The organism is Hymenobacter sp. (assembly GCF_036387835.1).
Lineage (GTDB): Bacteria > Bacteroidota > Bacteroidia > Cytophagales > Hymenobacteraceae > Hymenobacter.
Genome location: NZ_DASVSY010000105.1, coordinates 15,853 through 28,702, shown reverse-complemented (window position 1 = coordinate 28,702; position 12,850 = coordinate 15,853). Strand labels below are relative to the sequence as shown.

The 12,850-nt window shown below is 55.9% G+C and carries 14 protein-coding genes; 5 read left to right on the top strand and 9 right to left on the bottom strand.

Translation table 11 applies throughout. The features are described 5' to 3' along the window. Positions 1-43 precede the first annotated feature (43 nt). Positions 44-1,027, bottom strand: a complete 984-nt coding sequence (locus VF639_RS19960; RefSeq protein ID WP_331147704.1) for a stage II sporulation protein M — start codon at positions 1,025-1,027, stop codon at positions 44-46. Positions 1,028-1,334: 307 nt separating this feature from the next. Here VF639_RS19960 and VF639_RS19955 point away from each other — a divergent pair, with 307 nt between their 5' ends. Both VF639_RS19955 and VF639_RS19950 read left to right on the top strand, forming a co-directional pair. Beyond that, positions 1,335-2,057 (top strand): RDD family protein, encoded by a 723-nt coding sequence (locus tag VF639_RS19955; protein ID WP_331147703.1) that lies wholly within the window; start codon positions 1,335-1,337, stop codon positions 2,055-2,057. Between the two features lie 65 nt (positions 2,058-2,122). Next, a complete protein-coding gene (locus VF639_RS19950; protein WP_331147702.1) occupies positions 2,123-2,254 on the top strand; it encodes a hypothetical protein in 132 nt (43 codons plus the stop codon). A 50-nt stretch (positions 2,255-2,304) separates the two neighbouring features. On the opposite strand, the gene VF639_RS19945 is transcribed toward VF639_RS19950, so the two are convergent. Continuing rightward, positions 2,305-3,024 carry an SDR family oxidoreductase gene (locus VF639_RS19945; RefSeq protein ID WP_331147701.1) on the bottom strand — a complete coding sequence of 240 codons (720 nt, stop codon included), beginning with the start codon at positions 3,022-3,024 and terminating at the stop codon, positions 2,305-2,307. 151 nt (positions 3,025-3,175) lie between these two features. On the opposite strand from VF639_RS19945, the gene tnpA reads away from it, so the two are divergent. After that, positions 3,176-3,607: an IS200/IS605 family transposase gene (gene tnpA, locus VF639_RS19940; protein WP_331147700.1), complete on the top strand. Its 432-nt coding sequence runs from the start codon at positions 3,176-3,178 to the stop codon at positions 3,605-3,607. 223 nt (positions 3,608-3,830) lie between these two features. On the opposite strand, the gene VF639_RS19935 is transcribed toward tnpA, so the two are convergent. After that, complete coding sequence (locus tag VF639_RS19935) at positions 3,831-4,322, bottom strand: RDD family protein (protein WP_331147699.1); 492 nt, start codon at positions 4,320-4,322, stop codon at positions 3,831-3,833. Positions 4,323-4,362: 40 nt separating this feature from the next. Further along, the gene (locus VF639_RS19930; protein WP_414654770.1) at positions 4,363-5,904 is read right to left on the bottom strand and encodes a carbon-nitrogen hydrolase family protein; all 1,542 of its coding nucleotides are present in this window, start codon (positions 5,902-5,904) and stop codon (positions 4,363-4,365) included. Positions 5,905-6,288: 384 nt separating this feature from the next. Between VF639_RS19930 and VF639_RS19925 the strand changes: the two genes are divergently transcribed. Further along, positions 6,289-6,768, top strand: a complete 480-nt coding sequence (locus VF639_RS19925) for a hypothetical protein (protein WP_331147697.1) — start codon at positions 6,289-6,291, stop codon at positions 6,766-6,768. 16 nt (positions 6,769-6,784) lie between these two features. On the opposite strand, the gene VF639_RS19920 is transcribed toward VF639_RS19925, so the two are convergent. Next, positions 6,785-7,909 (bottom strand): T9SS type A sorting domain-containing protein, encoded by a 1,125-nt coding sequence (locus VF639_RS19920; protein WP_331147696.1) that lies wholly within the window; start codon positions 7,907-7,909, stop codon positions 6,785-6,787. A 94-nt stretch (positions 7,910-8,003) separates the two neighbouring features. On the opposite strand from VF639_RS19920, the gene VF639_RS19915 reads away from it, so the two are divergent. Next, a complete protein-coding gene (locus VF639_RS19915) occupies positions 8,004-8,483 on the top strand; it encodes a hypothetical protein (protein WP_331147695.1) in 480 nt (159 codons plus the stop codon). A gap of 61 nt (positions 8,484-8,544) precedes the next feature. On the opposite strand, the gene VF639_RS19910 is transcribed toward VF639_RS19915, so the two are convergent. From VF639_RS19910 to VF639_RS19895, 4 genes are all read right to left on the bottom strand, one after another. Further along, positions 8,545-9,201, bottom strand: coding sequence for a CoA transferase subunit B (locus VF639_RS19910; protein WP_331147694.1), 657 nt, complete (start codon positions 9,199-9,201; stop codon positions 8,545-8,547). Between the two features lie 153 nt (positions 9,202-9,354). Then, on the bottom strand, positions 9,355-10,650 hold the full coding sequence (locus VF639_RS19905) for a serine hydrolase domain-containing protein (protein ID WP_331147693.1): 1,296 nt from the start codon (positions 10,648-10,650) through the stop codon (positions 9,355-9,357). A gap of 216 nt (positions 10,651-10,866) precedes the next feature. Next, positions 10,867-11,571 (bottom strand): CoA transferase subunit A, encoded by a 705-nt coding sequence (locus VF639_RS19900; RefSeq protein ID WP_331147692.1) that lies wholly within the window; start codon positions 11,569-11,571, stop codon positions 10,867-10,869. Positions 11,572-11,593: 22 nt separating this feature from the next. Beyond that, a complete protein-coding gene (locus VF639_RS19895; protein WP_331147691.1) occupies positions 11,594-12,820 on the bottom strand; it encodes a carboxypeptidase-like regulatory domain-containing protein in 1,227 nt (408 codons plus the stop codon). Positions 12,821-12,850 lie beyond the last annotated feature (30 nt).

The following is a 12,850-nucleotide window of genomic DNA, read 5'->3' as shown; positions in this document are numbered from 1 at the left end:
TAAGCAAATAAGCTCCTTAAGATAAGTGGACTAGTTTGGTTTATCAGGTAAAAGCCGCGGCAGTAGGCGCGTCGGCTGCCGAAACCGGCACGCGGCCACTCAGGTACCGCGGATACAAGATGAAATACCAGACGATAAAGCCGGCCGACAGCCCAATGATGCTTAAACTAAGCGCTACGGGCATTTCGGTGTGCCGGGTCACGAACCCCTCCAGAAAACCCGCCACCATGAAGATGGGTACCAGTCCGATAGCTAGCTTTAGGCCGTCGCGGGCAGCTTGCCGGAACGCGGCGCCGCGGGAATACGTGCCCGGAAACAGCAGGCCGCGCGCCATCACAAAGCCCGCGCCTCCGGCCAGCACAATAGCCGATATTTCCAGCGTGCCATGAATCCAGATGGTAAGCAGGGAAGGCAGCAGCACGCCTTTCTGGTAGAAGAAATACTGGAACGAGCCCAGCATCACGCCGTTGCGAAAAAGTGCCCACACGGTGCCCAGCCCGAGCGTAGCGCCCATGGCATACGCCACCAGCGAAACGTAAATGTTGTTGAGCGTGATAAGCAGGAACATGGGTGTTTCGCTCATGCCCTTATACACGGCCATCGGGTCGCCCTTCTCGATATTTTCAAGTGTTTTGTTGACGTACGCATCCCCAAGCACCACGCGCACAAACGAGTCGTCGTAGGCAGCAGAGAGGGCGCCTAGCAGCGTAAACACGGTAAAGAGCAGCAGCGACCAGGCCAGCGGCGTGTGGTGACGGGCCACAAGCAGCGGCAACTCGCGCGCCCAGAACTGTTTGAACCGGCTGGTTTGCTCGGTCTTGTTTTTATATAGTGCCTGGTGCTGTTTGGCGGTCAGATCGTTGAGGTAGCGCGTGGTGGGCGAACCAGGATAAAAAGTCTGAGCGTAGGCTAGGTCGTCGGTCAGCGCCACGAATCGGGCGGCCAACTCGTCAGGACCCTTAGCCGCCGCCGCTTCGTACTGCTTCCATCGAGCCTCATTTTGTCGCAGAAATACGGCTTCACGCATAGCTTGATTGTTGATTGGGAATGGCTGGTGAGAGAATGATTTTTCAGACAGCCATCATGAACTGAAATAGTTTGAGAAGTAGATGAACGTCCTGCCTGATGTAGCGTCTGCGGGTTGAAGTAGGGCGCTCAATCAACTTCTTAAATAGCTTCATGAACATTCAGCAATAAGTAGCCAAAAATCAGCAATCAACCGCTAATTTGCAGATAAGTCGGGCCAACGAAGATTAACAAATTTCCCGGCTCTGTTTCATTCCTTGCAACTATTAATTCCGGCGTCTGCGCGTCGCCGCTTACGGTTTATTGCTATGAGTACTATTCGCGTCCAAACAACTCAAAATGTATCCCTGGAATACGAAGTAGCCAGCGTAGGCGAGCGAATTCTGGCGGCCATCATCGATAACCTGATTCTGGTGGCCTGGGGAGTAGCTTGGGTGTTGCTGTTTTCGGCCCTAGATCTGAAGGGCGACACGATGGTCGTGATTGTGGCTTTGCTGGCGGCGCTGCCTTATGTGTTCTACCATCTTGTGTGCGAAGTGTACTTCAATGGCCAGAGCCTCGGCAAAAAAGCGCGGCACATCAAGGTGATCCGGCTCGATGGTACCCAGCCAAGCCTTGGCGATTATCTGTTGCGCTGGATATTGCGCATTGTTGATACCGGCATCATGAGCGGGCTTATTGCGGTTATTGTTATTGCCTCCAACGGCCGGGGGCAGCGCCTCGGCGACTTAGCCGCTGGCACTTCAGTTATTAGTACCCGCCCTCGGCAGAGCGTCGGCCCGCTGGCGCCCCTCACCACCTCCGACGACTATATGGTTGTTTTTCCGCAGGCAACTCAACTCGCCGACCACGACATAGCCACTATCCGCCAACTGGTGTTTAAAGGAGTACAACACAAAAACTACCTGCTGCTGAACGAAGTCGCTAACAAAGTGAAAAGCCTGACCGGTATTAACACCGAACTCGCCGACGAAGCGTTTCTGCGCACCATCCTCCGCGACCATGCACATCTAGCCGCCCTGCAAGGCTAAGCCAAGCCAGTTGAGCACACTAGCGCATAAAATCAAAAAGGCCGGTCCATGATGGACCGGCCTTTTTGATTTTACACTACCAAACGACGCGACTATTCCGTCAGCACGCCTTGGCGGGTACCAGCGGGCGGGCCGTCGAAGTTGAGGCGGAAGAAGTAGATACCAGCCGCTTGGCCTTGGCGGTTCCACTCGATTGACTGCTGGCCGGCATCTTAGTACTCTACCAACAACATAATAATGCGGTGTGCTACCACGGCACGGGCTCGCCCTGCCAGGTTACAAAGCTGCCGTTCTCTTCGGCGTGCAGCTGGTCGGTGAGGCGGATAATTCCACGAGCTGAATCGGCGGGGGGCAGTGCGGCCGTGTTGCCGCCCATACCCGTTTGCACCCAACCTGGGTCCACGAGCACCGAAATGACGCCGTAGGTACCTACTTCGGCTGCCAAGGCGCGCATGTACATATTGAGCGCGGCTTTGCTGGCCGAATAGTGATATGGCTCGCCAGCAGCCTTCCAAGTCAGAGAACCCTGGCCCGATGAGAGGCTGATGATACGCGATTTATTGGCTGCTTTTAGCAACTCCAGGAACGCCTGAGCCACAAGTAGCGGGCCCACGGCATTCACGTTCAGAAAGGTTAGTGCATTGGTTGCCGTCAGGCCGCCGAGGTGCTGTTTGGCCGGATCTTCGGGACCCGCCCCTGGGAAAATACCCGCATTATTGACTAGTATATCCAAGCGCTCAACCAGGCCAGCCACTGTTTGCCGGGCGGCTTCGATGGAGGCCTCACTGGTTACGTCGAGCTGCACTAGGTGGAGTTGGCCGGCGTATTGGTTTTGCAATTGGTGCAGGTCGGTGGCCGTGGCGGGCTGGCGGCTGGCAGCAAATACAGTGTCGCCGCGTTCCAGGTACTGGTGGGTGAGTTCCAGACCAAGGCCCCGGTTGGCTCCGGTAATAAGAACTGATTTCATGGGTGGAAAGCTTAGGTGTACGAAGTCAGAATAGCAGCAAAAGAGTAGTTGCCCCCGGAAGTTTACTTTTCAGGTACGCTAGTTAAAGCTATGCCCTTTAGGGCAAGACTTTAGTTGCTACTCAAATCCAGGCGTGGGGTAGCTTTGTGGCATGAAGCCCCCGCGTTCCAGCACTCATTCGGTTCATCAGTTACAAGTTCATCTGGTATGGAGCACGAAGTACCGCTACCAGGTGTTGACGGGCGAGGTGCAGCTACGCTGCCGCGACTTGTTACGGCAAACGTGCAATGCGCAGGATGTGCAGCTTCTGAAAGGCGTCGTCAGCAAAGACCATATTCATTTGCACGTGTCGTATCCGCCGGCGCTCAGCATCAGCGACTTAGTGCGGCGCTTGAAAGGGCGTAGTGCCAAACTGCTGTTGCAGGAATTCCCGGAACTGAAGCGCCGCTGCTGGGGCGGGCATTTCTGGGGTATTGGCTACGGGGCAGGGAGTGTCGGCAATATCACAGAAGAGATGTTAGAAGCCTATTTGAATCATCACAAGGAGCACCCCAACGGCAACGAGAACTTCATCCTCGAGTAGTGCCACGGCACCCACCGGCTTTAGCCGGAACAGCCGAATTTCATTCGCTTTTAAACCTATGGACTTTCAGTCCATAGTCGTTTAGTTAAATAAAAGCCACTTCAAGAAAGCTTACCCTTTGCCCAAGCAAAAAAGCCCATCGGGAACGTTCCCGATGGGCTTTTGCAGATGAATAGCAAGAGTTAGCTGATCTGATAGAGGCAGATGCCCCATCACTAGTTACCTAGTCCACCTTCACAACTCGAGTTTTAGCAATCCGGTCGTGCCGGCCTGACCCGCTGCCTAAAAAAGAAAATGCGTCATAGGGAATAATCCGGCTGAGCGTGCGCTTCAGAACTGCATTGGCCGTGAGCTTGGAGCCGTCCTCCATAACCACGCGGGTGCGAGTTATCAGCTTACCCATCGTTCGGCCTGTCGTCGACTCCAAAACGAAATAGTAGCTCAGCATAATCAGAACGAATACCAGAGTGGCCCACGGGCTGTCCAGCCACTTAACCATCTCCCCGTTGCCAGTAAAGGCTACCAACACCCCCAAACCTAAAGCTAAGCCAAAGATGAGGGCGTAGAACGTAACTAGGTCGATGAGGTAGTTGGCGAAGCGCTGGCCTTTGCTGGCCGGCGTCATAGCCAAGGGAGAATTCAGCAGCTCGGCAAAAACCGACGGATTTTCAACGTGTTCTTCGCTATAATCTTGATCAGAGTAATCTTGTTGCATAGTGCGGCTTTTATAGTAAGCCTACAAGATGCACATAATATTACCCGGCGGCAATAGCCTTCCGCTTGCTTACCCGCGGATGACGCTCATCGGAGCCCTGAGCCAGCAACTCGTCGTCACGCTCCGACTTCTTGATGCTCCAGCTCAGCGAGTACAAGTCCTTGCGTCGGTCACGCAGGTTACGCACAGCCCCACTGGTGTTCAGGTCTTTAAGCAAGTCCAGGTCGAGGTCGGCAATGAGGGTCATCTCGGTGTTCGGGGTGGCTTCGGCCACGATGGCATCGTGCGGAAAGGCGAAGTCGGAGGGGCTGAACACGGCGCTTTGCGAATACTGGATGTCCATGTTCTCGACCCGCGGCAGGTTGCCCACCGAGCCGGTAATGGCCACGTAGCACTCGTTTTCAATGGCGCGGGCCTGGGCGCAGATGCGCACGCGCTGGTAGGCGTTCTTGGTGTCGGTCCAGAACGGCACGAACAGAATCTTCACGCCTTCGTCGCTAAGCATGCGGGCCAGCTCCGGGAACTCCACGTCGTAGCACACCAGAATGCCGATTTTGCCGAAGTCGGTGTCGAAGCACTTGAGCTTATCGCCCCCGCGCATACCCCAATAGCTGGCCTCGTCGGGCGTGACGTGCAGCTTGTATTGCTCGTCCACGGTGCCGTCGCGGCGGCAGAGGTAGGCCACGTTGTGCAGCCTTTCGTCTTCATATACGGGCATGGAGCCGGCCACAATGTTGATGTTGTAGCTCACGGCTAGCTCCATCATTTTGGCTTTGATGGGCGCCGTGAAGGCCGCCATGGCCCGGATAGCTACTGCCGGCGAGTCCTCGTTGGTAAGGGCCATAAGCGGGGCGTTGAAAAACTCCGGGAACATCACGCAGTCGGCCTTGTAGCCGCTCACCGTATCCACGAAGAACTCGATCTGCTGCAACAGGTCCTCTAAGCTGCGGGTAGCGCGCATCTGCCATTGCACGATGCCAATGCGGACGTTGCTTTTCTGGTTGCCAATCAGCTTCTCTTCTTCCTCGTAATACACATTGATCCACTCCAGCAGCGTAGCAAACGCCTTACTTTCGGAGTCGTAGGGCAGGTAGCCGCGAATGATTTTGCGGACGTAGAACTCGTTGGAAAGCTGGAACGTGAGGATGGGGTCGACCAACTCCTTGTTCCGCACCATTTCCACGTACTTGGCGGGCGTCATCTCGTTGGCGTACTGTGCGTAGCCCGGAATACGACCCCCCGCCACCATAGCGCGCAGGTTCAGGTTTTCGCACAACTCTTTGCGGGCGTCATAGAGACGCCGCCCGAGGCGTAGGCTGCGGTACTCGGGGTCCACGAACACGTCAACTCCATACAGGGTATCACCGTCGGCGCTATGGGTATCAAACTTGCCGTTGCCCGTAATTTTAGCGTAGGTATGCTTGTCGCCGAATTTGCTGTAATCAACAATGATGGCCAGCGCGGCAGCTACTAGCCGGCCGTTGTCCTCAATGCCAATCTGGCCTTCTGGAAACTTACGGATCAGCGCGCTAAACTCGTCGGCCGACCAAGCACCTTCCATGTTGGAATACACCTGATCCATGATGCCCTTGATGGCTTTAAAATCGGAGCGGCGCAACGTACGGAGCACCAGCTTGTGAGCTGGAACCGCTGTAGGCGTGAGCAGTTCCGCTAGTGGGGTCTTGTCGTGCGGCACTTTTTTGGCGTGGCTGCCGCTTACTTTGCCGTTTGAGGTTGCCATATGTATTAAAGAAAAATGTCGTTGAAGAAATGCAAAAAAAGGCCCTACTGGTTGGGCTTTGCGCTTGTATTACGGGCCTACAACAACTTCGGTGGCAAAAACGCTCAGTTAGTAAGAAGTTGCTGCTGGTACTTGGTGCTGCTTATGTGGAAAATACGAGGCCTTCCGTTCGGGTAGGAGAAGCTTCATTTCCAGTGCAAACGGCGGTTTGCTTATCCTTACAGCATGACAGCTACCGGATACTTCGCACTGGCCTTATTCCCGTTTGTTTTTGTGGCCTTCTGGCTTGGCATCTGTTGGTTGATTTCCTTGAGTGGCTGGCGGCAACTAAGCCGACACTTTCAAGCAAGTGAGGCAGGCAGCCAAGCCCCGGCCACCAGCTTCTGGATGCAGTCGGGCACACTTCGCAAGGTAGGGGCAATTGGTTTTGGCGCTAATTATAGGGGAGCACTTACCATTCGGTGCGGATCAGCGGGCCTGGAACTTGCGGTGCTATTCTTATTTCGCTTCGGCCACCCACCACTGCTCGTTCCGTGGTCGGCATTGGGGCAGATAGAAGAGAAGTTATTCTTTGGGCTGATTCGCAGCTATATCATTCCTATCGACCTGCCCGACGGCTCCGACGGGGTGGAGCTGCGGTTAACCAACCAACGACTAGTGGAAACCGTTGTCAGCTATCAGCAGGCCGCTAGGCTAGGAAAATAACCAGCTAGGTGCCCTGCTACTGCCGCACTATACGCCGCACCACTACGCCCGTTTCAGTTTGCACCCGCAGCATCGCCACTCCCCGAAACGCCCCGAAGGCAGCAGCGGGCACCGTGGCTTCGCGTGAAGCATTCGGAATAGTATAGTTAAATAAGACGCGTCCCGCTAAATCGGTGGCAGTAAGAGCAACAGGTCCAGATGCGGGCAAGGTCAGGCGCAACGATTCGCTTGTCCCAACGGGGGTTGGATAAATGGCTACCGCTGTTTCGGGAAGTTGCGCCTGCGTGCTTAGCACGGGCTGACGGCGGTAGATGTCGCGGTACTGCACCAACGACACGATTTCCTGTCCACTGACAAGCTGCGTAATGACTTGCAGCAGCGGAATACCCTGGTTTTTGGCCAGCCACTTGTACTGCTTCATTACCGGCCGCTGAACGGCCGCGCCCGGCTGCCCTTGCAGGGATACACTGTCGCGGACTTGCAGCGTGCTCACCACGCGCAGCGCCTCGAACGTACCGAACGGCGTAGTGAGCGTGCCCCAACCGTCGGCGTTGTTTACGCGCTTCTGTTTTTCCCGCAAAAAGGCTGTTCCAGGCACGTTCACCGAGAAGTCGGAATTGCTGGAATCGCGCTGTTGGTATACCAGCGGGAAGCGGTAGAGCACGTCTTGCAAGGCTTGGCTCTGATAGAAGACAGGCAGCGCGCCTATCGACGGAATATCTGCTCCGTAGCCTACCTGGCGGTAAGTAGTTGCCGACTCATTGAAGAAAGAATACACCTCCGTGATGGGTATGCCCGCCTCCACCAGCACAGCCGGCAACGGCTGCCGATTGGCAATAGTGGCTCTGTTCATGCCGCCCAACACGCCAAACACTATGGGCAGCACGCCCGGTGTACTACTAACCCCGGAATAGTAGGCTACGCTCTGGTTGACGGGCCGTAGGCCACTGTAGTTCCAGGTCTGGTTGGCACCTGTTTGGGTAAGAGCGGTGCCCGTTAGGGTGAGCGTTTCGCTGGTGCGCAACGAGTCGCCTGTGTTGGGCATGTCGTTACGGTCGATGATAATAGGCGTTTGGGCTTTAACTGAGAAGGTAGTGGCGGTTAGCAGCAGAGCGAAGAAACCAGCGTAGCAGTGGCGCATAGAAAGAATGTTTTCGGTGACGGATTGGGGCTCTCGAATATAGTACCTCTACGTAGGTTAGACACCATCCGGTTGGCCCGTTGTACCTTGCAGTATGCTTCCGCCCGAAGAACGTCGTCTCCAGACGTTGGGCCGGCTGCTAGCCTCGCCCGAGAGTTTCCCTCCTACAGCCTGGCTATGCGCCCCGCCCGACGTACACCGCTGGCAGCCCGCCATGCCGGCAGCCGTACTATTGGTGGCTGCCGCCGGCCAAGTTGTGCCCGCGCCGCCCGGCCTCGTGCGCACCTTGTTCATGGATGAGGTGCAGCTGGTAATGGAGCGCCTGCTTACCCAAGTGCCCGGCGCCCCCGACTGGCTCCGCGTCGATATTCTGGCGCGCTACAAAACCGCCCACGAGTTTCCCGCCCTCACCGGCCACCCCGACACCCTGGCCGATTATTTGGCCGAAGCTGTACACGCCGGTGGCCTCACCCCGCACGCTGCATTAGTGCACCTGCTGAAGTATTTCTCGCATTTCACCCGCGAAGCTGCCGAGCGCATCATGGCCCAAGCCTACCGCCGCACGCAGAGGTGAATGAGTGAGGTGGACGTTCTAGCCGCTCAAGTGGCGCCAGCGGAACGTCCACCTCACTCATTTACTTAATCACCATCTCCGGCACCTCATCTGGCACTACCAGCTTGCCGGCCGTAGCGGCCCGAATCTGCTCGACGCTGATGCCAGGGGCCCGCTCGCGCAGCACAAAGCCGTCGGGCGTCACGTCGAGTACGGCCAGCTCAGTCACGATTTTTTTGACGCAGTGCAGGCCCGTGATGGGTAGCGTGCAGGCGGGCAGCAGCTTACTGGAGCCGTCTTTGGCTACGTGCTGCATGGCAACAATGATATTCTTGGCCGATGCCACCAGGTCCATGGCGCCGCCCATGCCTTTCACCATCTTGCCTGGAATCTTCCAGTTGGCAATGTCACCGTTTTCGGATACCTCCATGGCCCCAAGAATAGTTAGATCCACATGCTCGCCGCGAATCATGCCGAACGAGTCGGCGGAGGAGAAGAGGCTGGAGCCGGGCAGCGTGGTTACGGTCTGCTTGCCGGCATTGATGAGGTCAGGATCTACCTCGTCCTCGGTAGGGAAGGGGCCCATGCCCAGCAATCCGTTTTCCGACTGCAATTCCACGTTGATACCGGCCGGAATGTAGTTGGCTACCAGCGTGGGAATGCCAATGCCGAGGTTGACATAGTATCCGTCGCGAACTTCCTGCGCAATCCGCCGAGCGATGCCGTGTTTGTCTAACATATTGGGTGATTTGGGTTGCTGGTTATGAGTTACCAGTTATGAGTTACCAGTTACCAGTTACCAGTTGTGAGTTACCAGTTGTGAGTTCAATACTGACAACTGGTAACTCTCAACCGGCAACTGGTAACTCATAACCGGCAACCGGCAAATGAATTATTTAGCAGTTGAGCTTACTACTGCCTGCCGGACTTGCACCTTGTACTTGCCGGCAAGGTCGCGGGCGGTGGTGTTGGGGTATTTCTGCGTGTAAAGTAGGGCTACGATTTTCAACTTAGGGTCCACCCAGTAGGTGGTGCCGAAGATGCCGCCCCATTCGTAAGAGCCTTCGGAAAGACCAGAGGTGTCGGCGGTTTTGGCGGTGGTGATGCTGAAACCGAGGCCAAACTTGTTGTCGCCCTGGTTGACGTCGCCGATTTGGTTGCTGGTCATCAGGCGCACGGTGGTGGCTTTCAAGATGCGGCGCCCGTTGTACTCGCCTTCGTTTAGCATCATCTGCAAAAAGACGGCGTAGTCGTCGATGGTAGAAGAAAGCCCCGCGCCACCCGAAAAGTAGGTGCCGGCGGCTTTGGGGTAGTCCGGCGTCATGCGCCCTTGGGGAGCCATCTTCACGGTAGCTTTGGTGGCGTCTTCGGTGTAGAGGGTGGCTAGGCGGTTTTGCTTCTCGGCGGGCAAATAAAACCAGGTGTCGCGCATGCCGAGCGGGTCGAAAAGGCGGGTGCGCAGAAACTGGTCGAGGGGTTGCTTGGACAGCACTTCAATCAGATAACCCAGCACATCTACGCTTAGCCCATACGTGAATTTTTCGCCCGGCTGGTGCATCAGTGGCAGTGTGCCAAGCGCGTTCATCGAAGTAGCCAGATTGCCGTTAGGGGTTCCGATGCCACTCGGAATATGCGCTTTCGCGTAAATGGCGTTGCCTTCTTTCGTGCCAATTACCGGGTAACTGATGCCTGAGGTATGAGTGAACAACTGCCGAATGGTTATTTCGGACTTGGCCGGAACGGTGGTATAGGTAGAGTCTTTCTCGTTGAAAGTAGCCAGCACTTTCGGGTTGCGGAAGGCCGGCAGGTACTTAGAAATCGGGTCGTCGAGCTGGAATTTGCCTTCGTCGTAGAGCATCATCAGCCCCACGCTGGTAATGGCCTTGGTTTGCGAGGCAATCCGGAAAATAGCATCCGGTTTGAGGGGAGTCTTAGCATCAACATCCTCGTAGCCGAAGGCTTTGCGGTAGATGATCTTGCCGTCGCGCGCCACGAGGGCAATAGCGCCCGGAACACGGTTGGCAGCCGTGTATTCCTGCAATAGTTGGTCGAGGCCCGGCAGCTGTTCGGGCTTGGCCGTGAGGGTTTGCGACTTGCCGCTCTTGGGTTTCGCCGGAGCTACCGTTTGGGCGTAGGAGTGGCCGCTAAACGTGAGTGAAAGGAGAAGCAGTAAGGCTGTTTTTTTCATAGGAATTTACATTCGGTGGTAGGGTAATGGCTTGCAGGGCAGCTACAAGCGTTACGCGCAATGGCTTGTAAAATCATCAATCCGTTGCACGAATTAGATTATAAAGCGGTGCAGCATTTATTGAATTGCCCGGCCAACGAGCTACTTAATGAGCCGTACTACTTTGAAGCGTTGTGGGTAGTTTGTAGCAACGTCCCTGGACTACTGCATGAAGCGTTACATGGCAGAAGCCCGCACCGTCCGCTGCTCGATGCGCTTCTCGTAGTTTTGGCCTTCGAAAATGCGCTGCACAAAGATGCCCGGCGTGTGAATGTGGTTGGGGTCTAGCTCGCCGGCGGGCACCAGTTCCTCTACCTCGGCTACTGTGATTTTGCCGGCCGTAGCCATCATGGGGTTGAAGTTGCGGGCGGTGCCTTTGTAAATCAGGTTGCCGGCCGTGTCGCCCTTCCAGGCTTTCACGAAGGCATAGTCGGCTTTCAGCCAGGTTTCCAGCAGATACATTTTGCCGTAGAACTCCTGGCTTGGTTTGCCTTCGCCCACTTCGGTACCGTAGCCAGCCGGGGTGTAGAAAGCCGGAATACCCGCGCCCCCGGCCCGAATTCGCTCGGCCAGCGTGCCCTGCGGCAACAGTTCCACTTCCAGCTCGCCGCTTAGCAACTGCCGCTCAAACTCGGCATTCTCGCCCACGTAGCTGGAAATCATCTTCTTCACCTGCCGTTGCTGCAACAGCAGCCCAATGCCGAAATCATCGACCCCGGCGTTGTTGCTAATGCAGGTGAGGTTTTTCACGCCAAGGCGTAGAATTTCCTGAATAGCGTTTTCGGGAATGCCGCACAGGCCGAAGCCACCAAGCATGAGCGTCATGCCATCGGTGAGGCCGTGCAAGGCAGTTTGAGCATCAGGAACTACTTTGTTGATCATATGGAAAGGGCGTAAGCAGGTATCAGTGGGATGAAGGAGGGGCGAGCGGCACGTAATCGTTGGGTAAAAGTTCACCCATTTTCTCGAATCCCCAGTACTGGTCCACGAAAACCGCCAGTGGGTCTACTAGTTGGCCGTTGGGTAGAATTTCAGCTTCCCGCTTGGTAAGCGAAAGCAGCGAAATCTGTGGGGTGGATTTAGATACTGGCGCAGGCGGAGCCCCCATGGGGTGTGGTAGGTGGTAAGCAAGGTCGGGACTTTCGCGCAGGTAGCTGACTTGCAAATAGTTTGGAAAGCACAGCCACATCCGCCCGGTAGCCGTATCTAGCCGGCGCAAACTGTCGATGGGACGTTCCGCCATGTACAGCAGCGAGAAGTGGTGCGGTACCTTCGCCCAGCGGTCAATCGAATCCGCTTCCGACGCTGATAAGGTCTGATTACGCCGGGCGCGTAGCAGGGCTTTCCGGAGGCTGTCGGCGCGGGCAAAACGCGGATTGGGTACAATGCGCAGCTTCCGCACCAGAAAGCCCTGGCCCGCTACCTGGTTGGTGTATACGCTACGCAGAAAGTGCGTTAAAGACCCTCGGTAAGCTTTTTCACGGTTGGTGCGCCAGCGTTGCTGTTCCCGATTGTTGCGAGGGGCCATTTCCTCGAAAATGGGCCACCCGTAAAATGTAATGTACTGCAGCTTGAAATTCAGCGTGAATTGCAGGCCGTAGTACTTGACCCGGTAGCCCAACGCCGCATTGTCGACCTGTAAGAAGGTGGGGCTGGAGGCTGATAACTCGTTCTCATCGGCATCGTAAGAAACCAGCACATCGTCGGGGTTGCGGATGCGGCACTGTTTCGAGAAGCTGGTTTGCCCCAAAAAAGACTCGGCAAATTTCTGATAATCACTTACCCGGTTTGGGTTGGGCCGCACCGTCACGCCTTTCAACTGCTGAGCTGAAGGTGTGAGTTGCAGGTTCAGCAGCTGCGGCCCGTTGCGCACCGTAATACTGCGTTTCAGCAGCTTGTAGCCCACATACGACACAATAAGATCGTAAGGCCCTGCTGGCACGCCGGCCAAGGTGAACTGCCCGCTGGCGTTGGTAGTAGCTCCGTAGGTGGTACTGGCCAGAAATACACTCGCAAATTCCAGTGGTTTCTGCGTCAGTGAGTCTCGAAGGGTACCACTGAGCTTGCCCTGCGCGCCAACCAAATGTGGCCCAATCAGCAAGTATAAAAACACAAGCAGATAGCGCCGCACAGTGGGTAGGATGGTGAATAATTAGTTGAA

Bases quoted from the DNA above. Each gene is read 5' to 3' on its own strand.
- VF639_RS19960 (WP_331147704.1), bottom strand. From the start codon at position 1,027: ATGCGTGAAGCCGTATTTCTGCGACAAAATGAGGCTCGATGGAAGCAG.
- VF639_RS19955 (WP_331147703.1), top strand. From the start codon at position 1,335: ATGAGTACTATTCGCGTCCAAACAACTCAAAATGTATCCCTGGAATAC.
- VF639_RS19945 (WP_331147701.1), bottom strand. From the start codon at position 3,024: ATGAAATCAGTTCTTATTACCGGAGCCAACCGGGGCCTTGGTCTGGAA.
- tnpA (WP_331147700.1), top strand. From the start codon at position 3,176: ATGAAGCCCCCGCGTTCCAGCACTCATTCGGTTCATCAGTTACAAGTT.
- VF639_RS19935 (WP_331147699.1), bottom strand. From the start codon at position 4,322: ATGCAACAAGATTACTCTGATCAAGATTATAGCGAAGAACACGTTGAA.
- VF639_RS19930 (WP_414654770.1), bottom strand. From the start codon at position 5,904: ATGGATCAGGTGTATTCCAACATGGAAGGTGCTTGGTCGGCCGACGAG.
- VF639_RS19925 (WP_331147697.1), top strand. From the start codon at position 6,289: ATGACAGCTACCGGATACTTCGCACTGGCCTTATTCCCGTTTGTTTTT.
- VF639_RS19920 (WP_331147696.1), bottom strand. From the start codon at position 7,909: ATGCGCCACTGCTACGCTGGTTTCTTCGCTCTGCTGCTAACCGCCACT.
- VF639_RS19915 (WP_331147695.1), top strand. From the start codon at position 8,004: ATGCTTCCGCCCGAAGAACGTCGTCTCCAGACGTTGGGCCGGCTGCTA.
- VF639_RS19910 (WP_331147694.1), bottom strand. From the start codon at position 9,201: ATGTTAGACAAACACGGCATCGCTCGGCGGATTGCGCAGGAAGTTCGC.
- VF639_RS19905 (WP_331147693.1), bottom strand. From the start codon at position 10,650: ATGAAAAAAACAGCCTTACTGCTTCTCCTTTCACTCACGTTTAGCGGC.
- VF639_RS19900 (WP_331147692.1), bottom strand. From the start codon at position 11,571: ATGATCAACAAAGTAGTTCCTGATGCTCAAACTGCCTTGCACGGCCTC.